Annotated in this window: 11 protein-coding genes; 8 read left to right on the forward strand and 3 right to left on the reverse strand. The window is 67.4% G+C overall.

Annotated elements, in window-relative coordinates; translation table 11 throughout:
• Positions 1 to 252 precede the first annotated feature (252 nt).
• A complete protein-coding gene (locus PZE19_RS04795) occupies positions 253 to 5,646 on the forward strand; it encodes a glycosyltransferase (RefSeq protein WP_277859433.1) in 5,394 nt (1,797 codons plus the stop codon).
• A gap of 41 nt (positions 5,647 to 5,687) precedes the next feature.
• Positions 5,688 to 6,509, forward strand: coding sequence for a methyltransferase domain-containing protein (locus tag PZE19_RS04800; protein WP_277859434.1), 822 nt, complete (start codon positions 5,688 to 5,690; stop codon positions 6,507 to 6,509).
• A gap of 106 nt (positions 6,510 to 6,615) precedes the next feature.
• Here the strand turns inward: PZE19_RS04800 and PZE19_RS04805 are convergent, their stop codons facing one another.
• Positions 6,616 to 8,268 carry a glycosyltransferase family protein gene (locus PZE19_RS04805; protein ID WP_277859435.1) on the reverse strand — a complete coding sequence of 551 codons (1,653 nt, stop codon included), beginning with the start codon at positions 8,266 to 8,268 and terminating at the stop codon, positions 6,616 to 6,618.
• Between the two features lie 1,125 nt (positions 8,269 to 9,393).
• Here PZE19_RS04805 and PZE19_RS04810 point away from each other — a divergent pair.
• Positions 9,394 to 11,352, forward strand: coding sequence for a right-handed parallel beta-helix repeat-containing protein (locus tag PZE19_RS04810; protein WP_277859436.1), 1,959 nt, complete (start codon positions 9,394 to 9,396; stop codon positions 11,350 to 11,352).
• Positions 11,353 to 11,377: 25 nt separating this feature from the next.
• On the opposite strand, the gene PZE19_RS04815 is transcribed toward PZE19_RS04810, so the two are convergent.
• Together PZE19_RS04815 and PZE19_RS04820 are read right to left on the reverse strand one after the other, a co-directional pair.
• Positions 11,378 to 12,145, reverse strand: a complete 768-nt coding sequence (locus PZE19_RS04815) for a class I SAM-dependent methyltransferase (protein WP_277859437.1) — start codon at positions 12,143 to 12,145, stop codon at positions 11,378 to 11,380.
• On the reverse strand, positions 12,142 to 14,481 hold the full coding sequence (locus tag PZE19_RS04820; RefSeq protein WP_277859438.1) for a CehA/McbA family metallohydrolase: 2,340 nt from the start codon (positions 14,479 to 14,481) through the stop codon (positions 12,142 to 12,144). Before PZE19_RS04820 ends, PZE19_RS04815 begins: the two co-directional genes overlap by 4 nt.
• A gap of 212 nt (positions 14,482 to 14,693) precedes the next feature.
• On the opposite strand from PZE19_RS04820, the gene PZE19_RS32870 reads away from it, so the two are divergent.
• From PZE19_RS32870 to PZE19_RS04845, 5 genes are all read left to right on the forward strand, one after another.
• On the forward strand, positions 14,694 to 15,395 hold the full coding sequence (locus tag PZE19_RS32870) for a cysteine dioxygenase (RefSeq protein ID WP_277859439.1): 702 nt from the start codon (positions 14,694 to 14,696) through the stop codon (positions 15,393 to 15,395).
• Positions 15,396 to 15,483: 88 nt separating this feature from the next.
• On the forward strand, positions 15,484 to 16,956 hold the full coding sequence (locus PZE19_RS04830) for an FAD/NAD(P)-binding protein (protein ID WP_277859440.1): 1,473 nt from the start codon (positions 15,484 to 15,486) through the stop codon (positions 16,954 to 16,956).
• 156 nt (positions 16,957 to 17,112) lie between these two features.
• Positions 17,113 to 18,348 carry an AsmA family protein gene (locus PZE19_RS04835; RefSeq protein ID WP_277859441.1) on the forward strand — a complete coding sequence of 412 codons (1,236 nt, stop codon included), beginning with the start codon at positions 17,113 to 17,115 and terminating at the stop codon, positions 18,346 to 18,348.
• Between the two features lie 254 nt (positions 18,349 to 18,602).
• Positions 18,603 to 19,133: a tetratricopeptide repeat protein gene (locus tag PZE19_RS04840; RefSeq protein WP_277859442.1), complete on the forward strand. Its 531-nt coding sequence runs from the start codon at positions 18,603 to 18,605 to the stop codon at positions 19,131 to 19,133.
• A 282-nt stretch (positions 19,134 to 19,415) separates the two neighbouring features.
• Positions 19,416 to 21,920: an ATP-dependent Clp protease ATP-binding subunit gene (locus tag PZE19_RS04845; RefSeq protein ID WP_277859443.1), complete on the forward strand. Its 2,505-nt coding sequence runs from the start codon at positions 19,416 to 19,418 to the stop codon at positions 21,918 to 21,920.
• The last annotated feature ends 40 nt before the right edge of the window (positions 21,921 to 21,960 follow it).

Below are 21,960 nucleotides of genomic sequence, written 5' to 3' on the forward strand. Positions count from 1 at the left end.
CCGGGAAAGACCGAGGAAGTGATGGTCGCCCTGGCCCGACGCAAGACGGATTGAGGGCGGATCGGCGCGGGATTATAGCCGGGTGCCCCGATCCAGCAAGGCGAGAATCGAGCCTCCCCGGGCCGTCGCCGACCCGTCTTGACCCCCTTCGGCGGCTGATGTAAACCACCGGTCGCATGCGCAGTCGAAGTCCGGCCCGCGAGGACGACGCCCGCCGTCGAGGGGCATCCGACAATTCCTACGGAGGAGACCATGGCTCAGGACCGAACCGCCGACGTCATCGTGCCCGTCACGCTCGGCGGTCCCGCGATACTGAGCCGTATCCGCCGAATCCTGGAGTGCAGCGGGCCGGCCCTCGCGCGATTGCTGGTCGTCGACGACGGCTGCGCCGATCGCGTCCTGGCGGCGGGACTGGCCGGGTTGGCCGAGGCCGACCCTCGACTTCATCACTTACGATGTCCTCGGGGGCTCGGCTGGGTGGCCTATGCCAATCGCGGGCTGGCCGAACGCCATGGCGACGTCGTCCTGCTCGCACCCGACGCCCGGCCTACCTCGGGCTGGATCGAACCGCTCGCCGAGGCCGCCCACTCGGAAGAGCGGGTCGCGCTGGTCGCCCCGCTTTCGAACGGCGACGGATTCGAGCTCGACTCCGGGCTCGGCGAGGGACCGTTGAAACACGCGCTCGCGGGGCTTCCCGAGTGGCTCTCCTCGCCTCGCTCGGGGCTGGCCGGGAACTACCTGAGGGGCGACGTGCTCGACGCCGTCGGCCTGCTCGACCCCGCGCTCGATTCTCCCCAGGCGGCCCTCGACGACTGGCTGATGCGGGCCTGCTCGTTGGGCTTCTTCGCCAGGCGCGCCTGCCGATCGCTGGTGCTTCGCGACGCCGTCTCGGCGACCGAGGAGCCCGTCGCGGCGGCCGACGACGAGTCTTTGCACGAGAAACACGTCTACATGAAAGGGCAGGTCGAGCGATACGCCCGCACGCTCGACGGATCGATCGCGTCCCACGCGGTCGATCATGCGGCCTCGAGGAAGATCAGGGTCGCGCTCGACGTCCGCCATCTGCCGCTGGAGATGAACGGGACGAAGATGTACGCCTCGAGCCTGGGCAAGGCCCTGGCGGCCATGCCGGAGATCGACCTCACCCTGCTGGCCGTCCACCCCCTCCAGGCCGACGGGATCGAGGGCCGGTTGGTCTCGCCCGACGAATGGGCCGACGACGTCGCCATCCTCCACAAGCCGGCGCAGGTCTTCGACCGGTCTCACGCCACGCTGCTCTTCCAGTCGCGCGCCCACGTCGTCATCACATATCAGGATCTGATCGCTTATCGCATGGCCCACGTCTTCGCGACCGAGGGCGACTACAACGCCTACCAGCAGACGAGCCGCCTCATCCTTCCCGCGGCGCAGGCGGTGGTGACTTACTCGCAAAACACCGCCCGCGAGGTCGCGACCGAGTTCGGCGTCCCGGGCGATCGCATCCACCCGGTGCTGTTGGGCGTCGACGCCGACGCCTTCGCCGCCGCGCCGAGCGAGCGGGAACCCGCCGACGTCTTCGGGGAACTCGGCATCGAGGGTCGCTACTTCCTGAGCCTCGCGTCGGATTATCCCCACAAGAATCTCGTGGGATTGCTGGACGCCTATGCGATCTTCCGGGAATGGTGCACCGACCGCGTGCCCCCGGACCTCGTCCTCGCCGGCCGCGCTCCCAGGTTGGAATCCGAGTTCCCGTCACGATCGGGTGGGACGATACCGGGCGTGCGGTTCTTGGGCCTGGTCAGCGATGAAACGTTGCGCACCCTCTATCAAAACTCCGACGCCCTTGTCTTCCCGTCGCTTTACGAGGGCTTCGGCCTGCCCCCGATCGAGGCCATGGCGGCCGGCGTCCCGGTCGTGGCGATGCCCTTCTCCTCGGTATCCGAAGTCTGCGGCGAGAACGTCCTCTATTCGGACGGACTGTCGCCCGTCGACCTGGCGCGAGCCCTCCAGCGGATGGCGTCCGACGACGACCTGCGACGCGAACTACGGGAGAGGGGACTTCGACGCGCCCGCGTCCTGACCTGGGAGAAGACCGCCCGGGAGACCGTGGAGGTCTACCGCAAAGTCCTGCTGACGCCGTCCTCAAGCTCGCTCCAGGCGCGTCGGGCTCTCGGCGAGGCCATCGTGCTCTGGTCGCAGCCGCCGAGGCCGGAAGCGGTCGCCGAGCCGGTTCCGTCAGCGGCCGATCCTGACTCGCTAGACGTCGCGACCGAGGCGGTCGAGACATCCGACCCGGTCCCGCCCGAGCCCGTCGCGGCCCCGGTCGTGGCGATCGCGCCTGTCCTTCCCGCCACCCTGGCACCGCCGGCGGTCGCCGAGCCCGAGCCGATGGGGGTGATCAACGCCTGCCGGGCGCTTCGACTCGCCTTGCGGAGGCGAATCCGCCGCGACCTCGTCGGGCGTGCGGCGAAGCAGCGCGCACGGCTGTCGCGCGTCAAGCGACTCTCCCGGCGATTCGTGCAGGTCGTCAGGACTGACGGCGTCGGCGCGGCCGCCGGCAAGGTCGCGCGGAAGATCAAGAACAAGACGCGCCACGTCCTCCGACGTCTCGTCCCGGCTCGACTCCGAGGGGAGGCGGCCTGTTCCTACTACAAGCCGTCGACGCCTCTCGACCTCTATGAGGCCTGGCGTCGCGTGAATGCGCCGGCGCCGTTCCGAGCCGGGCGGATCGACGAGGTCGTGGAGGCGATTGGACTTCTGCCGACGTTCTCCATCCTCGTCCCGGTCTACAACACACCCCCGGAGTTGCTCGACGCGGCGATCGAAAGCGTGCTCGCGCAATCTTACGAGAACTGGGAGCTGATCCTCGCCGACGACGCGAGCAACGATCCCGGGCTGGCCGCGTATCTCTCCGACCGCCTCTCGGACGATCCCCGCGTGCGACTCGTGCGACGCGAAGCCAACGGGAACATCTCGGCCGCCACCAACACCGCCGCGGAGCTGGCGACGGGTGAATTCCTCGTGCTGTTGGACCATGACGACCTCCTCCATCCGGAGGCACTGTCGCATGTGGCGATCTACATCGACCGTGCGCCGGACTCCGACCTCATCTACAGCGACGACGATAAGCTGGGCGTCGACGGCGTGCGCGTGGCCCCCCAGTTCAAGCCGGATTGGTCGCCCGAGCTCTTGCTGAATTTCTGCTACACCGGCCACCTGACGGCGGTCCGCACCAGCCTCTACCGCGAGGTCGGCGGGATGCGCCTGGGCTTCGAGGGCTCGCAGGATCACGACTTCTGGTTGAGGGCGTCGGAGCGGGCGCGGCGGATCGGCCACATCCCTCAGATCCTTTATCACTGGCGGGTCTTGCCGGGGTCGACGGCCGCGAGCGGACACGAAAAGCCGCACAGCTTCGAGGCCGGCAGGCGGGCCGTCGAGGAGGCCTTCGCCCGGCGCGGGGTGTCGTGCCGCGTCGAACAGCCGGCGTGGGCGCTCCAGGCCGGCTGTGGGGTCTTCCAGCCCGTCATGGCGGATGAAGGTCCGTCCGTCGCGATCCTGATCGCCACCAAGAACCAGAAGAAGCTGCTCCAAAACCTGATCAGGTCGCTCGAGAAGACGAGCTACAAAAATTATCGGGTTTATGTCATCGACAACGAGAGCGATGATCCCGAGACTCTCACCTACCTGGCGAAGCAGCCGCACCCGGTCCTGCATATCCCCAACATGGACGGCCGCTTCAACTATGCGGCGATTCACAACGCGGCCGTCGCTCGCGTCGACGCCGATCTGATCTTGCTCTTGAACAACGACGTCGAGGTCATCGAGCCGCGTTGGCTGAGCCAGATGGTAGGCTGGTCGCGGCTCCCGGGCGTGGGGGCCGTGGGGGCGCGGCTCCTTTATTCGGATCGTCGCGTTCAGCACGCGGGGATCGTCCACGGCCTGCACGAGGGGCTCGCGGGCCACGCGTTCAAGCTCTCTCCCTGGTGGGACGGCGGTGCCATGGGGCTCGCCCGGGCGACCCGCGACTGCCTCGCGGTGACGGCGGCCTGCATGCTCACGCCCCGGAAGCTCTATCTGGAGATGAACGGCTTCAACGAGACCGATTTCGGGGTCGCCTACAACGACGCCGACTACGGTTACCGGCTCCACGACGCCGGCTGGCGGAGCGTGATCTGCGCGGAGGCCGAGCTGTTCCATCATGAAGGCGCGACCCGAGGCTTCGGCGACAATCCCCGCGAGGAGGCGAATTATCGCCGCATCCACGGTCATCGCCGCGACCCCTACTTCAATCCGCACCTCGACGGTCGCAGCGAAGCCTTCATACTTCAGCCGACGGTCGTCCCGGTCGCACCCTCCGAGCAGCCCATCCGCGTGCTGGCCGTCACGCACAACCTGAACTGGGAGGGTGCTTCCCGGTTCGAGCTGGAGCTGACCACGGGCCTGAAGGCGTCCGGATCCGTCGAGCCGATCGTGGTCAGCCCCGTCGACGGTCCCCTTCGGGACGAATACGAAAAGGCCGGCGTGGAGATTCGTATCGACCCTTCGCTCGTCTCGATCTTCGGCGGCGATGCCGCCTATGCCGAGTCACGGCGGAGGACGGTCGAGCTGATCGCCCGCGAGTCTTGCCACGCACTTCATGCGAATACGCTCCAGGGCTTCTGGGCGGTGGACGCGGCGCGCGAGGCCGGCATACCCTCCATCTGGAGCATCCACGAGAGCGAACCCTGGCAGACGTACTTCGACCAGTTTCCGAGCGAGATCGCGCGAATCGGCCTGGGCTGCATGGAATGGCCGTACCGCGTCGTCTTCACGGCGAACAGCTCCGCCTCCGTCTGGCGGGACCTGGATACGCGAGGCAACTTCGGCCTGGTGCGCTACGCCCTGAACGTCGAACGATTCCACTCCGAGCTGGCGACGTTCCCGCGCGACCAGGCTCGCGCCGCCCTGGGCCTGGCTTCAGACGAGGTCTGCGTGCTCCTGCTCGGCACCGTCTGCGAGCGGAAAGGACAGCACGACCTGGTCCACGCGTTCCAGACGCTGGCGGCCGAGGTCGCCGATGCGGTGCGGTGCGTGGTGGTCGGCGCCCGCGACAGCCTCGAATATAGCCGGGAACTGCGGCGTCTGGCCGATTCGCTCGCATGGGATCGTCGCGGGCGGTTCCACATCGTCGACGAGACCGGCGCGACGGCGGCGTACTGGCAGGCCGCCGACGTCTTCTGCTGCACGTCGCGCGTCGAGAGCTATCCCCACGTCGTGCTGGAGGCGCTCGGGCGCGGATTGCCGATCATCACGACTCCGGTGTTCGGGATCCCCGAGCAGGTTCGACGCGACGTCAACGCGCTGTTCTACGACCCGGGGGACGTCCGCACGCTGGCGAGGCATCTCGACTCCCTGACGCGCGACTCGGTGAGGCGCCGCTCCATGGCCGAGGCCTCGTCGTGGATTCTTCGCGCTTTGCCCAGCCACGCCGACATGATCGAGCAGTACGCCCGGCTCTTCCGAGCCGCGGCCGAGAGTGCGGTCGATCGCGGCGACGCGACTGGAATCGTCGAAGTCTCGACCGCGAGCCCCGGTTCGCGACTCCTCCACCGGGCCCACGACGGCGGGAGAAGAATGCGGTCTCCGGCCTTCGCCCACACGTCCGATCACGAAGCCAACCACTCCTAGCCGACGGTCCAGCCGTCCACGTCCTCTCGAGGGAGATGTCCATGAGCGAGATCCCGGCCGCGATGCTCGAGAAGCGTCGCCGATTGAGCTACAGGCACCTGATCGGCGACGGCCTGGAAGTCGGCGCGCTGCACCATCCGATGGAGATCAGCGATCGCGCCCGGGTCCGCTACGTCGATCGCATGGACGTCGACGGCCTGAGGAGCCATTACCCGGAGCTGAGGAACTACAACCTCGTCCCCGTCGACGTCGTGGACGACGGCGAACGCCTCGGGACGCTCCCCGACTCCTCGCTCGACTTCGTCGTGGCCAACCACTTCCTCGAGCATACCGAGAATCCGCTCGGCACGATGCGGAACCACCTGAAGAAGCTCAGGCCCGGCGGCACGCTGTACCTCGCCGTGCCGAATAAGGACTTCAGCTTCGATCGCGACCGCGACCTGACGCCGTTCGAACATCTCGTCCGCGACGACGTCGACGGCCCGGAGGCCACGCGGTTCACCCACTTCCAGGAATGGGCCCGTTTCGTGGATCGAAACGAGGATCCCGAAGCGATCGAACGCCAGGCCCGTCGGCTCGCCGAGGCGAACTACAGCATCCACTTCCACGTCTGGGATGCGAGCACGTTCGCCGACTTCATCGATCGCGCGAAGCTCCACCTTCGCGGCGCGTTCGAGGTCAGAGAACTCACCTTGAACGACACCGAGATCATCGCGGTCCTCGAACGGACCTCGGCCCCCGTCGCGGCGAGGCGTTCCTGGATTCCTCAGCAAGCCTCACGATCGCTCCGAAGCCTGGCTCTGAAGGTCGGACGTTGGAAGGCGCGGGCGCAGGCCGTGGGGCGTGGGAGCGACGGACGGTAGGCGACCGATTGACGTGACAGGCGAGCAAAATACAGGAGCCGTCCGCCCGCAGTAGAATTGGGGGCGGACGGCTCCTTGTGTTCTTGAGCCGATGGATCTGCGCCGATCAGCGTGAGGATGGAATCTCATCCCAGTCGGTCGATTCCCGGGGCGAGCCTTCCGGCGCGGCCTGATTCATCCGGACCGAAGGAGCGGGGACCGCATCGGATCGTGCGTCGATCCGCTCTCGCTTCCGCACGAGGTTCAGCCAGGAAGGCCTCGCCGCGGGCGAGGATTCGTGCGGCGTCAGGACAAACCCCTCGATGTCGCGGCCTGCGAGGCCGATCGCCCGCACGGCGGACGCGAACAGGACGAGCCCCACCGTCATCGCGGCCGCGCAGGTGGTCATCGAGAGATACCAGGGCTGGAGGCTGGTGATCCGTCGCAGGGCTTCCAGGCCCTGGGCGCCTCCGGAGTAGAACGGAAGCATCTGGAGCCACCACATCGAGTGCTCGGCGGCCAGGCTGAGGAAGACGACGCCCGCCACCAGCCCCGCGGCGACGAACCGGGGCCATCCACTTGCGCCCATGCCGACGAGGAGCAGAAACCAGGGGATCGCGGGTGAAGCGTACCAGGGACCAGTCGTCGTTACACCCCACGCCAACGCGGATTGAACCGCGTGGTAGATCAGGGCTCCAAGGAACCCAACGCACACGGTGAGACATATCAAGGGAGTCGCGAGGGCGTCGATCGGAGACTTCCGCTCGACCTGGCCTGATTTGAAAACCAGCCCGACTCGGGCCAGGCCCCCACGGATCACACCCGCTGCGGTGGAGAGGATCAACCCGAGGGCCGCGCACTTGAGGAAGAGGCCGTGCAGGGAAAGAACGTCGTCGATCGGAAGGACGAACGACCAATTTCCAGCGATGAACAAGCCCTGGCCGAACAGCCATCGGCCATAGGCGACGGAATGGAATTCGCGGAATGCGTTGTAGAGTTCGGGGAGCCCGCGACCTTTCGAGCGATTCTCCAAGGCTTCCTGCATCGGGGTCGCGATCCCGTACTGATTCAGGTTGTGCACCAGGTCCGGCCCGATCAACGCGGCGACGGCCCCGACGATCACAGCCGCGGATCCCAACATCATGAGGACAGGCGGCCGAGATCGTAACACGGCCACGGTCCAGGCAACCCCGACCGCGGGCAGGAGCGCGAAATTCGTCGCCTTCATCACGATGGCGAGGCTCAGAAACAGGCCGACCAGGCAGGAACCGCGGACGAGGCGGCGATCATCGACCGCTAACTTAATCATCTGGGCGACTGCGGCGATCGAGAAGAACACGCCGGCCGCATCGCTCGACACGCGGATGCCGTTCGTCACCATGAGGGGTTGGACGCCGATCATGAGGACTATCCAGCCCGCCGTTCGAGGATCGGAGACCCGCGCGGCCACCACTCCCAGGGCGATCCACACCGCTCCCACGGTGAAAGCCAGGTTCAGCAGCCGCAATCCCGCCACGGAGTTTCGCAGGTCGTCCACACCCCCGAGCGCCTGGAATACGGGCGACACGATGACGTAATACCACCAGGAATGCTGCGCCTGATAGAGTCGCACCTCATGCGAGGCGAGCGCCACGGCTTCGGCCGAACCGGGGGCGATCGATCGCGGCGTTCGCCGATCTCGCATCCAGAACGACTCATAAGAGTCCGGTTTCAACTGGTTTGGGAACTGGACGCGAGCCGCCTCCGGCTGGGGAAACTCGCGAACGACCGCCGCGATCATGCGAGACGGGACGAGCGTCTGGTTGAGGACGGCCCGTCGACCAGTGTCCTGGATGTGGACGATGTAGGCGATGTGCTGATATTCGTCCCAACCTTCGAAGAGGGGCGTGACGCAGAGGGCGACCAGGCCTCGGGCGACGATCAGCCCCGCGATCAAGAGGCGAAGACTGCGGGAGATGGACGGACGCGTGGCGCCCTCGAGGATTTGCACCGTCGAATCCATGACTGGCGACGCCTCCGGCACGAACGTACCCCACCGCGACCCCACGGAGGCGCGGCGGATGGTCGAAGGTTCCTAATTCCTAACCATTCATCGGTGGGGTTTCGAGGGTTCATGAAAATCTATCAAAATGAACGATGTAGCAGTTAAGGAGTTTGTAACGTAATTTCCGGTCCTTTCGTCGCGTACATAAGGTTGATAGAGGATTCGTTTCAAGTCTTGCGATGAGGGCGACTCGTGTTCTTCGGCGGGAGAGTGTTCCTTGGCCGCTCCGACGCCAACATCCCCGATCCCGTAAGGACGAAGTCGCCCATAGATCGAGATCGACCGGGGCGATCGAGCGCAGGATCGACGATCCACGACTCGGGAGGAGCTTTGATCCGGCCTTGGCGCGTCGGTCGTGGATGCTCACGAGGGTCGATAACCGGGAACGTCCAGGCGTCACTCCCCTTGATCTCGATTTCGGGGGTGTTACCGTGGGAGCGTGCCCGCTCACGACGGGGCGGGGGGAGTTGGTCTTGAAGGCCTTGTCTTTCGGCGTCGACGCCGGAGGGTGGGGCTTTTCTCGTTTTCCGAGTTCGCTTCCATCGGTGCCGCTCGATTCCGAACCATGGCGTAATCGAAATTTCGCCCGATTCCCCCCGGCGTTTCCGGCCTTGGCCTGAGTCGGAAGAAGCCACGGAGACGGCTGGGATTCTGCACCGCAACCGAAAACGCGTCTTAAGCTGATTACAGCGGCTCTGAGCCTGGTCGCGAGCCAGCCGGAAGAGGGAGCACCTGATGTTGAAGTCGACGACGAGCTTCGCCCCACGATTTGCTGAGATGGGATCGGCCGGCGGGAACAGGAAACGTCGGCGTCGCCGGCCGTCCATCCCGGCCCTGGAGAGGTGCGAGGATCGTTTGTGCATGTCGGGCCTGACGCCCGGCCTGGGGGTCGCCTATCCCTCCAACGGGGCGATGGTCAACTACATCGACAACACGATCACCGGCCGGACCGACATCACCCGAGCCTTCGGCGTCGATACGGACATCCCGGTGTTCGGCGACTTCGCCGGCACGACGCTCTCGAACATCGGCGTGTACCGTCCGTCGACCGGGACGTGGTTTCTGGACCTCACGAACGGCGGCACCGCCACGATCGCCCTCCAGTTCGGCGGGCCCCAGTGGAAGCCGATAACGGGCGACGTCGACGGCAACGGCACGACCGACCTGGGCCTGTACAACCCGAGCGACGGAACCTGGCTCTTCTGCACCAACCTCAGCGGTCAGGCGTCGCGGAGCTTCGTCTACGGAGGATCCGCGGGCGACGTCCCGGTGATGGCGGACTTCAACCACGACGGCACCGACGACCCGGTGATCTACAACAGCGGTCAGTGGCTCGTCGATACCAACGCCGACCACGTCCCGGACCAGACGTACCATTTCGGGAGCTTCGCGCCGGGGGCGACCCCGCTGGCGTTCGATCTCTACGGGAATCACGACCCCGGGCTGGCGGTCGTCGCGCCCCAGCCGAACGGCCAGTTGATGTGGTACATCAACCCCAACCGCGACGGGGTTACGGTCGGGCAGTACGCGTACGGGGCGAACGGCAGCATCCCCTTCAGCGGCAACTTCTCGACGGCGAACTCGCTGTTCGTCAATCCCTCCACGGGTCGGGACGCCTCGGGGGCTGGAGCCTACGGTTCGCCCTATCGGACGATCGCCGCCGCCGTGGCCGCCTCGTCGCCCGGGACGACGATCCGCCTGATGTCGGGCGCCTATACCGAAAACGTCCAGCTCGTCTCCAAGAGCAACCTGAAATTCGTCGGCACGGGGATGCAGTCCTCGGTCATCTATCCCCCCCGCGGCGACGGCTTCTTCCTGCTCAACTCGGACAACATCTCCTTCGACGACATGTGGTTCGCAGCGGCCGGGACCGACGGGCGGGGCCTTGTGCTGCTCGGTTCGTCGGCGAACACCGGGTTGATCCGGACGAATCTCACGAAGTGGATCGGCGTCCTCGCCGGGAGCCAGAACGGCCGGTCTTCGAGCATCAACGCCCTCTTCAGCCGGTTCGACGGCGTCCAGACCGGGAGCGGCGTCTACCTGGACAACGGGGCGAACGGGGTCTTCACGGCCTGCACGGTCCTCGACAACGGATACGCTCCCGACTTTCGCGCCGACGGCGGTGGCATCATCGTGGGCGGCAGCTCGACGGCCAAGATTTACGGCACGGTCCTCATGCGCAACCGCCATTCCGGCGTGATCGCGAACACGACGGCCCGGGTCGAGATGTACAACTCCTACAGCGCCCAGAACATCCTGGGCTGCGGCGCGATCTTCTTCAACGCCTCGACGGCGATCCTGGTCGGCAACACGTTCGCCAACAACGGCGTGACCTTCGGGGCCGTCCCCGGGCTGAACGGGGTCGAGTTCGCCTACGACTTCACGGGCTACGCTTCGGTCGTGGGGAACAACTTCATCGGCAACACCGCCAGCGGCATCTACCTGGGAAGCGCCCCCAACCTGGTGCGGATCGCCGGGAACGTCTTCGCGGGGAACTGGTCGGGCGTGACGATGTTCGCCGATCAGCCGCGGGCGATCAACGTCCAGATCGTCGGCAATTACTTCGTGACGCCGCCCGACTTCACCGAGGCGACGTTCGGCATCGCCGGCATCGGGAGCCGGATCAACGCCCAGATCGGCGGGTCGGGGGGCGACGGCAACCTCTTCGACGGCTTCCGCGACTACCTGTTCGTCAACCCGAGCCATTCGGGCGGGGCCCCGGTGCAGAATCTGGGATGCCCGAACTTCGTGGTCCAGGGAAACGTCTTCCGACGCAAGGGCGTCCTGATCGACGTTTCCCGGGCCGTCACACCTTGCTGATCCGCCCGCTCGCGGCCCGGCGGGATCAGCCCCGCCGGCCGCGGACGACGGCGCGCACGCAATCGATCCGGATCGACGGCCGCTGATCCGGAGCGACGCGGAATCCCCGCGCGTCCAGGCCGGCGAGCAGGACCTCCCGGACGCTCGCCTTGGATTCGCTCGGCGAGCCCCGGTCGAACCACTCGTCGAAATCCAGAGCGAACGACTCCTCCTGGTACTGGACGTCGCTCAGGCCGGCGGCGGCGAAGAGGTCGACGAGCTGGCCGCCGGTGAGATTCCGCGTGTGGGTCCGATCCCGCGCCTCCTCGATCTCCTGGTGACGCCGAGCGAGCGCCGCGTCCGGGCCGGAGAGATGATCGCACACGACGATCAGGCCGCCGGGGCGTACCAGCTCGACCTGACGGGAGAGGAACGCCCGCGCGTCGAGGACGTGGTGCAGCACATAACGCGAATACGACCCGTCGAACGGCCCCAACGCCGAGATCTCGGCGGAGTGGATGGAGCCCTCGACGAAGCGGGCGGCGTCGCCCGCGAACGCGCAGCGGGCCCGCGCGCGCTCGATCATGACGGGCGAGAGATCGACCCCGACGACGCGGTGGCCCGCCTTCAAGAACGCCTCGCTCACCAGCCCCGGGCCGCAGCCGGGATCGAGCAGCCTCGATCCCGGCGGGAAGTCGGCGGCCCGGACGAGCCGTTCGAGCGCCGCGGCGTCGCTCTGCACGGGCGAGTGCTCGAACTTCACGGCCTGGTCGTCGAAGGCCCCTGCGAGATCTTCATCGTGGGGACGGATCACGGCTTGAGTTCCTCGGTGGCGGTGTTCGCGGCGGCCTTCGGCTTCTCATCCTCGCATTCCGCCAGGATCTTGCGATAGGCGACCCTTGCCGCCTCATACGCCTGGCGCGCCGCGTCTTTCTCGCTCGCGCGGATCGCCGGCTCCTTCTGCGACCAGCACTGATCGACGGACTTGAGGCACCATTCGGCCGACCTTTTGGAGGCTCGGACGGGCTTGTCGCCCACTGTCACGAAGATCGGGTTGGTGTGAGACGTGGGGAAAATCCGGGCGGCGACCCAGCTCGATTTGGCGATCGGCACGTTGAATTCGAGGTCCTGCACCGAGCCGTCGGCCTCGATCTCGCGGCGTTCCACCGGCAGGCCGTTGACGATGATCTCGACCGGGACCTTGCGCGAGGCCCCAACGCGCGCCCGCTCGACGTGCCAGTAGGGCTGCACGTCCAGGGGCTTCGTCCGGATCGCCTCGGTCTCGAACGAGGGCGCGGCGGCGAGCAGGGCGGCGGCCTTCATGCGGACCTTGACGGTCGCCGGGGCGGGGAGTTTCAGCTCGCTCCCCTCCTCGCCGACCTTGCGGTCGTCGACCTGGAAGTCGATGAGGTGGCTGTGGCCGTCGGAGACGTAGGACCGGCCCTCCTTGAGCCCCTGGCACCACCGGTCGAAGTCGAGCTTGCCGTCAAGTTTGACGTACACCCGCCCCAGGCCGACGCGCTCGCCGTAGATGCAGGGGAAGTCGGTCTCGCCGCTGATGCGGGTCCGGAAGCCACAGTTGAGCGTGTGATACCAGATGTTCAACTCCCACGGGATCGGGGTGTCGACGGCCGAGAGGAAGTCGACCGCGTCGTGGACGACGTCGACGATGTACTCGTTGCCGCCGATGCCGTCGAACGGCGGGATCTCGTCGGTGGGGATCGCGTTCGACTCGGTCTTGAGCCCCCAGCCGGTGTGCGAGAAGCCGACGACTCCCCCTTGCTCCTTGCCCCACTTCAAGACGGGCAGGTCCCAGCTCGGCCACTCCTCGATGCGGGTCGTGCCGGGGTAGTCGTCTTCCTTCAGGCGCAGCAGGCAGAGGTGGCCGGCGTGCGACGAGGGGAAGCCGGAGACCTCCACGTCGTAGCGCATGAGGTTGTCGGGCGTCGAGAGCTTGTGGACCTTGCCGTCGAAGAACGCCTTCTGGGCGTACCAGCAAGGGCCCCAGCTCAGGACGCAGCCGACGTCGAGGTCCTCGCCCAGGATGTGCCGCCACATATCGTCGGGCGTGACGCCTTCGGTGGGGCTCTCGTAATGGGCGCATCCCGCGGCGTGGACGTGGTGATCGCCCGAGAACCAGTTCATCGCCGCCAGGTGGATCCAGCGTTCGAGCTGGAACGCCTCGCGATGCGTGATCCCCTTCGGCACGACGATCGACTTCGTCATGACGCGATACTCGGGCCCCCGGGTGTACTCGACCTGAAACGCACCCGCCGGCAGGAGGACGGTCTCGCCGTCGGCCCGATAGATCTGGGGGTGGAAGAAGAAGTCGGGGGCGAGCCGGCGGCTGGGCGACGGATAGACCCGCCCCAGCCGGTCCCGGAAGATGAACGAGGCGGTCGTCGGCCGTCCGGCCTCGTCGCGGACGTCGAGCGTCACGGCGACGGCGGGCTCGACGGTGAATAGGACGTCGACGTCGCTGCGGAAGCCCAGGTCCTGGCTCCCCTGGCCGACGCTGAACGTCAACTTGGCCTCGCGACGGCCGGCGTCGCGGCTGGCGACCTGCAAGATCCGATACTCGACCGCGAGCCCCGAGAGCTTCCGCGACAGGGGCCGGTCGCGATAGAGCGCGACGTCGCACCAGCGCTGCACGAGGTCGGCCTTGCGGATGGAGTCCTTCGGCTCGGCACTGCTGGTCGACCGCGTGTAGATCGGGCCGGCGTTGGGGCTCTCGACGATCAGCTCGGCCGTGACGCCCGCCTCGTTGTGGACCTTGGCCAGGAAGACGCTCCAGCCGCCCTGGACCAGATGAGGAGCGGCGGGCCCCGGCGTCGACTTCACGCGGCTCTCGGGATTGACGTCGACCCCGACGAGGCAGTGGGCGTCGAGCACTTCCTGGATGGTCTTGATCCCGGGCCCCTCGTCGGCCGCCTCGATCGCCGCTTCGATCCGCCCCTTCTCCTCGGGCGAAAGCGGCTGGCCGAGGAGGTCGAGCGCCTGGACGACGCGTCGAGCCTGGGCGCTGAGGGGCTGGAACTCGACGTCCGCCACGATGGGCAGGTCGTCGCCGCGGGTCGTCCCCGAGGTCCCGCCGAGAGCCAGCGCCAGCGAGGCGACGAAGATCGAAACGAAGCTCGCGCGTGATTTCATGGTGGGCCGGCTCGATGGGGACGTGGGGATTCCTGGATGCGTTCGCCGGGGACGATTTTGTCGCATCCCGGTCGGTCCTGCAACCATGCGGCGAGCGACGAAGCCGCGGGGCGACGTCAAGAGCCCGAGGTTCGCCTTGAGCCGAATGGAGGGCCGAGATAGGGTGTGCGGCCATAGCCGGACATCTTCCCTGGCCACGGAGGGCCGAACGCGTGAAACGCCAGCGCGGATTCCAGGCGGATCGCCTGCGCAGACTCCTCCAAGGCGGCCTGAGGCGGCCCGTCTCGGCCGCCGGCATGGCGCCCCACATCGAAGTCGCCTCCCCCGCGCGGCACCATCAGCACCACCATTCGGAGCCCGCGCGCGGCGACGGCCGAACCCGGCTCGTCGCCACCCTGGAACGCTGGGCTCGGCTGAACGCAACGCTCCCCGAGGAGCTGATCCGTCGCGGCCTGGTGACCATGCACATCGACCGCGAGGCGCTCGGCGAGGCCGTCCATTTCGACGAACGCGGCTATCAGCGGACGCGCATCTTCCAGTGCGAACATTTCGAGGCCCTGGTGCTGAGCTGGCGATCGGGGCAGGGGAGCCCGATCCACGATCACGGCGACTCGACCTGCGGCCTGCTCGTCGTCCAGGGGAACGCCACCGAGACCCTCTTCGAAAAAAGTCGGAGCGGCCGCCTCGCGCCGCTTCGGTCCGTGGTCGTGCCCGAGGGGGCGGTCGGGGTCTCGCGGGGGAAGGACATCCACCTCGTCGCCAACCTGCAGCCGCCGGGGACCGACCTCGTCAGCCTGCACGTCTACTCGCCGCCGCTGCTCGCGAGTCGCTGCTACCGGCTCGCGGAGACGATCTTCGGGGATCACGACGAGATCCTCGATCAGCGGTCCTCCATGCGCATGATCTCGCTCTGAGCGTCCACGCCGCCGGCCGGATCTCCCCGGCGTGCGGCTTGCAGGTCTCGGCTTCCTCGTCCCCTCTCATCATGGAAGGAAGGCGGCCATGCCATCGGGCTCGACGTCGGGACTGCGGGACGGCTCGGTGGGTATCGTGGGCGGCGGATTCAGCGGGACGATGACCGCGCTTCACATCCTGAGGCACGCACGATCTTCCGTTCGCGTCGACCTTTTCGAGCGATCGCATCGGGTCGGCCCCGGGGTGGCGTATGGGACGTCGTCCGCCGAGCACCTGCTCAACGTCCCGGCGCGGATGATGAGCGGCTGGCCCGACGAGCCCGACCATTTTGCGAACTGGCTGATCGCCCGCACCCCCGGCGCCGGCCCCGGCGTCTTCGCGCCGCGGAGGCTTTATGGAGAGTACCTCGCGGAGATGCTCCAGGAGGCCGCCGCCACCTATCCCGACCGGCTTCGAATGCACGAGGGCGAAATCGTCGACGTCCGAGAGGAGTCCGACGGCCTCTACCTCGGCGACGAGCGAGGCGATGAGCATCGGGTCGACGCCCTGGTGCTCGCGACCGGAAACTCGCGGCCCAGGGACCCTTTCCCAGTGCCGGATGAATTGCGTCTGAGGAGCGTCTACCTCGGCGACCCCTGGGCTTGCGACCCGCTCGCCGGCCTGGAGGCCGACGCCGACGTCGTGCTCATCGGGTCGGGCCTGACGGCCGTCGACGTGGTGGTGGACGCCGAGGCTCGCGGCTTCCGCGGGAGGATCAGGGCCGTGTCGCGACATGGTTTGACGCCCTCTCCCCATGCACCGGCCCTCGGCCCCGCGGCTTCGCCTTTCGAAGGCCGTGAACTCCCGCGGACCGCACGGTCGTTGCTTCGCGGCTTCCGGGACGCATTGGAGCGCGATCCCCACGGCCCGGCGAACTGGCGTGCGGTCGTCGATGCGCTCCGGCCCCAGATCTCGGAACTCTGGCGGGCGCTCGACGACGCCGAGAAGCGGCGGTTCGTCGACCGCGTGGGCACCTACTGGGAAATCCACCGCCATCGTGTCGCCCCCGCCGTTTTCCAGGCGGTCGAGCGGGCGAAATCGACGGGCCGATTTCGGGTCGTCGCGGGCCGTCCGGTCGGGATCGACGGTGACCGCAAAGGCGCGGCCCTCGCGGTCGCGTCGCGATGCTCGGGCGCGATCACGATGGAAGCGAGCCGCGTCGTCAACTGCACCGGGCCGGCTCGAGACGTCCGACGCCACGAGTCGGCGCTGACTCAAGCGCTCCTGGCGCGTGGCACGGCCATCCCGGGGACTCTGGGGATGGGGCTCGCGACCGACGAGCACGGTCGGCTGAAGCGGGCCGACGGCCAGGCGTGGGACCGGGGGTATGCCATCGGCCCGCTCTTGAAAGGAAGCCTCTGGGAGACGACGGCGGTCCGCGAGCTGCGTCAGCAGGCCGCCGACCTCGGTCGGAGGCTCGCCGAGCGGCTCGACGCCCCGCCGGCCCGAGTCGTCCCCCGGCCGCACTGGAAACGCATGAACCGCCGCTCGCCCCGCGACGTGGGTTCGGCCTCCGACTGAAGGCCTGCGGTCAAAGTGTCCTTGCAGGGGATCTTCGATTCGCTTAAGGTTCGCTGCCTCTCGGAGTCGACCACCGTCGATCTCCGACGCAATCGTCGCCCCGGCCAGGACGGCCGGGGAAGGGCCGAGCCCTTCGGGTGCTCGGGAGGGATTCCGATGAAATGCCGCTGGTTCCGCCGCCTCATGCTGATCCCCCTGGGGATCGCCGTCGCGCCGGCCTTGTTCTGGTGCCTGATCGTCCTGGTCGCGCCGACGAACTGGGCCCGCAAGCATGTCATCGCCGCGCTGGAACGGTCGAGCGGGCGCTCGGTGGACCTGAATCGGCTGCGCGTCTGCTTCGGCGGCGGGATCGACCTGGAAAACCTCAGGATCGGGGCCCCTGGTTCGCCGGCCGATCCCTGGCTCGACGCCGAGAATGTTCACGTCGACGTCGGCATGATGCAGATCCTCTGCGGCCGCCTCGACGCGACCTCGCTCGACGTCGACGGCCTTCGCCTGCGCGTCCAGCGTCGGGCCGACGGGACGTTCGAACTCGGCGACCTCGTCCGCGCGCCGTCGCCGACGAACCGGCCGGCGGACGCCCAGGTGTGCAGCGGGCCCACGAACCTGCAGATCCACGTCAAACGGGGCCAGGTCCACCTGATCGACGAGCCCACCCGCACCGACGTCATCATCTCGGAGGTCGTCGGCGAAGGTACGTGGGAAGAGGGTAAGACGATCACCGGCACCCTCAGCGGGTCGGCCAACCAGGGGGCGGTCCAGCTTTCGGGCTCGCTCAACCGCATCCCGGGCCGGCCGAGTTTCGAAGGCCAGATCTGGGCGGACGGCGTCGTGCTCGACGACGGCATGTCGTTCCTCCGATATTTGGTCCCCGTGCTCGCCGGGGCGACGCCGAAGATCCAGGGCGACCTCACGATGGAGATGTACCTCCGCGGCGACGGCGAGACCCGCGACCTCCTCCGGAAGACGCTCGTCGGCCACGGCCGGATTTTGATCGACCCCATCCAGCTCGAAGGCGCGGAGCTGCTGGCCGAGGTCGAGAAGAGCCTGCCGATCCCCGCCAAGAGCCGAATCGGCTCGTTGCGTACGGACTTCACCGTCAAGGAAGGGCGGGTCACCACCAGCAGGCTCGCCTTGAACATCGCCCGCGCGCCCCTCGTGATCACCGGCTGGACCGACTTCGACGGCCGGCTCGACTACCGCATGAGCCTCGAAGGCCTGGCCGAGCGCGTCCCCGCCCGGGCCAAGCGGCTCCTCGCCGACCTCGAACTGAACGTCGACGCCCTGGGCAGCCTCCGCCTGAGCGGCACCGTCGACGACCTGAAGGTCAGCGTGCTCGACAAGCAGCGCGTCAAGCTGCTCGGCCGCGACCTGGAGAAGGTCTTGCGCTGACCTCCCGCCCCGATTGCGCCTGCTGCAACGTCCCTGACGACGTCGATCCGCCTCCGCCCCGGTTTCACCTGATAGCACGCCGCCGCGCCGCCCGATCTGATCGAGCAGAGGCGGCCCGGAGACGTCGGAACCCACGGCGGCCCGGCCGGTGATTGCACGCGTGTTTCCGATTCTTGATTCCGGCTGCGACGGAACATACAATCAGGACGTTCGAGCCTCGTGACGAGGCGAGAGTAGCGTAGGAGGAGCCGACGGTGCCGAGGCGACCATGGATCGGGCTGTTGTGTTTCTGGCCGGGCCTTCCGCAAATCTGGACCGGCCAGGAGGTCTTCGGGCTGATGCTGGCCGGATTCTTCGCGGCGACGGTCAACCTGGCGGTCGCGGCGCGCTGGGTCTGGGTCGAGGCGTTCGCCCCCGGCTGGGCTGATTTCTTCGCGGCCGCCGCCATCCTGACCTGGTCGGTCGCCTTCGCCTACACCTCCTGGTGGGTCTGGCTGTGCCATCCCGAGCGGCATCGCCAGGAGATCAACCGGCTGTTCCAGGAGGCCGTCGAGGCCTACCTGCAGGGGAAGTGGAACGAGTCGCGGCGGCGGATCGAGCGGATCCTGGCCCTGGACGACACCGACGCGGACGCCCTCCTGCAATTGGGGGCGATCCACGTGCGGACGCATCAGCCCGAGGCGGCGCGACGGGCTTTCCGCCAGTGCCTGGAGCAGGACGGCGGCTCCAAATGGCGGTGGGAGGTCGAGCGGGCCCTGGCCGCGCTCGATAGTCCCGCATCCTAGGCGGTTGGGCTCCTTGGAACGACGCCGGACGAGGCTCGCGGTCCTCGGGAGATCCCGAGAGGACGCGAGCCGCCGTCGTTTGAAGCCGGATCGGGAGCGGCCCCGGGGTCGCGTCGGCGGGCTTGTCGGGATCGGTGGTACGCGTTCGAGCGGCGGGCGCGGGCCGCGCGAAAAGCCGTGCGACGGCGCCGGTCGACTTGAACCGGCGCGGGGCTCCGGGTGTACAATGCACGACAAGAGAGGGCTCGTCGCCGCCAAGAACGTCGGATCGGAGTAGACCGCATGTTTGAACGCTTCACCGATCGTGCTCGCAAGGTGATGCAGCTGGCCAACCAAGAGGCCCAGCGCTTCAACCACGAGTACGTCGGCACGGAACACGTCTTGCTAGGGCTGATCAAGGAAGGCAGCGGGGTGGCCGCCAACGTCTTGAGGAACCTGGACGTCGACCTCCGGAAGATCCGCAACGAGGTCGAGAAGATCGTCCAGGCCGGGCCCGAGATGGTCACGATGGGGAAGCTCCCCCAGACGCCCCGGGCCAAGAAGGTCATCGAGTACGCGATCGAAGAAGCCCGCAACCTGAATCACAATTACGTGGGCACCGAACACCTGCTGCTCGGCCTGTTGCGCGAGCAGGAAGGGGTGGCCGCTCAGGTCTTGATGAACCTGAACCTGAAGTTGGAAGAAGTGCGCGAGGAGGTGCTGAACTTGCTCGGTCACGGTATGGACGCTGGCGGCGAGGGTGAACGCGGCGCCACGTCAAAAGGCAATAAGTCCAAGACCCCGGCCTTGGACTCGTTCGGACGCGACCTGACCGAACTGGCTCGGCAAACCAAGCTCGACCCGGTCATCGGCCGCCAGAATGAAATCGAGCGCGTGATCCAGGTGCTCTCGCGCCGCACCAAGAACAACCCCGTCCTCCTCGGCGAGGCGGGGGTCGGCAAGACGGCCATCGTCGAGGGCCTCGCCCAGCTCATCGTCGACGGCAGCGTCCCCGAGCTGCTCCGCGACCGCCGCATCGTCGTGCTCGACCTGGCGATGATGGTCGCCGGCACGAAGTACCGCGGCCAGTTCGAGGAGCGGATCAAGGCGGTCATGAACGAGGTCCGCCGCGCCAAGAACACGATCCTCTTCATCGACGAGCTGCACACGCTGGTCGGCGCCGGCGGGGCCGAGGGGGCGATCGACGCCTCCAACGTCCTCAAGCCGGCGCTCGCCCGCGGCGAGGTCCAGTGCATCGGCGCGACGACGCTCGACGAGTACCGCAAGTACATCGAGAAGGACGGCGCGCTCGAGCGTCGGTTCCAGACGATCGTCGTCGAGCCCCCCAGCAAGACCGAGGCCCTGGAGATCCTCCGCGGCCTCCGCGACCGCTACGAGGCCCACCACCGCGTCCAGATCACCGACGACGCGCTGGAGGCGGCCGTCGAGCTGTCCGACCGCTACATCACGGGCCGCTGCCTGCCCGACAAGGCCATCGACGTCGTCGACGAGTCGGGCGCCCGCGTCCGCCTCAAGGCGATGACCCGGCCCCCCGACCTGAAGGAGCTCGACGAGCAGATCGAGCGGCTCAATCAGGACAAGGAAGAGGCCGTCGCCAACCAGGACTTCGAGCGGGCCGCCGCGCTCCGCGACCAGGCCGACAAGCTCAAGAAGAAGAAAGAGACGATCACCCGCGAGTGGCGCGAGCGCTCCAAGGAGATCGACGGCACGGTCGACGAAGAGGTGATCGCCGAGGTCGTCAGCAAGATGACCGGCATCCCCCTCACCCGCCTGGAGACCGAGGAGACCGCCCGCCTCCTCCGGATGGAAGAGGAGATCCAGAAGAAGGTCATCTCCCAGAACGAGGCCATCAAGCGGATCAGCGAGGCCGTCCGCCGCAGCCGCGCCGGACTCAAAGATCCCAAGCGGCCCATCGGCAGCTTCATCTTCGCCGGGCCGACCGGCGTGGGTAAGACGCACCTGGCCAAGGCCCTGGCCGAGTTCATGTTCGGCGACGCCGACGCGTTGATCCAGATCGACATGTCGGAGTACATGGAGAAGCACAACGTCTCGCGGCTCATCGGCGCCCCTCCGGGCTACGTGGGCTACGAGGAGGGCGGCCAGCTCACCGAGAAGATCCGCCGGCGCCCCTACGCCGTCGTCCTCCTCGACGAGATCGAGAAGGCCCACCCCGACGTCTACAACATGCTCCTCCAGATCATGGAGGAAGGCCGGCTGACCGACAGCTTCGGCCGCAACGTCGACTTCAAGAACACGATCATCATCATGACCACCAACGCCGGTGCGGAGGTGACGTCGAGCACGAACATCTTCGGGTTCGACCGCGGTCGTGACGAGGCCGGCAGCTACGAGGAGATGAAGGAGCGGCTCAAGGTCGCCATCGAGAAGTACTTCCGGCCCGAGTTCCTGAACCGGCTGGACGACGTCATCGTCTTCCACTCGCTGACCCAGCCGGACCTGAAGCGGATCGTCGACATCGAGCTGGCGAAGATCCGCGGCCGCATGGCCGACCGCGGGCTGGAGCTGGTCCTGACCGACGCCGCCAAGGAACTGATCATCGCCAAGGGCTACAACCCCGACTACGGGGCCCGGCCGCTCCGCCGCGCGATCGAGAACATGATCGAGAACCCCATGTCGGAGGAGATCCTGCGAGGGACCTTCAGCGGCAAGAATCTGATCATGGTCGACGTCGAGGGCGACGAGATCAAGAAGCTCAAGTTCGACGCCGTCAAGAAGGGCGACGAGCCCAAGGGCCAGGAACTCGCCGCGGTCGGCGGCGACGCCTGACCCGACTCGATCCGCCCCCGGGGCGGCGTGAGCAAAGCGA

The organism is Paludisphaera mucosa (genome assembly GCF_029589435.1).
Lineage (GTDB): Bacteria > Planctomycetota > Planctomycetia > Isosphaerales > Isosphaeraceae > Paludisphaera > Paludisphaera mucosa.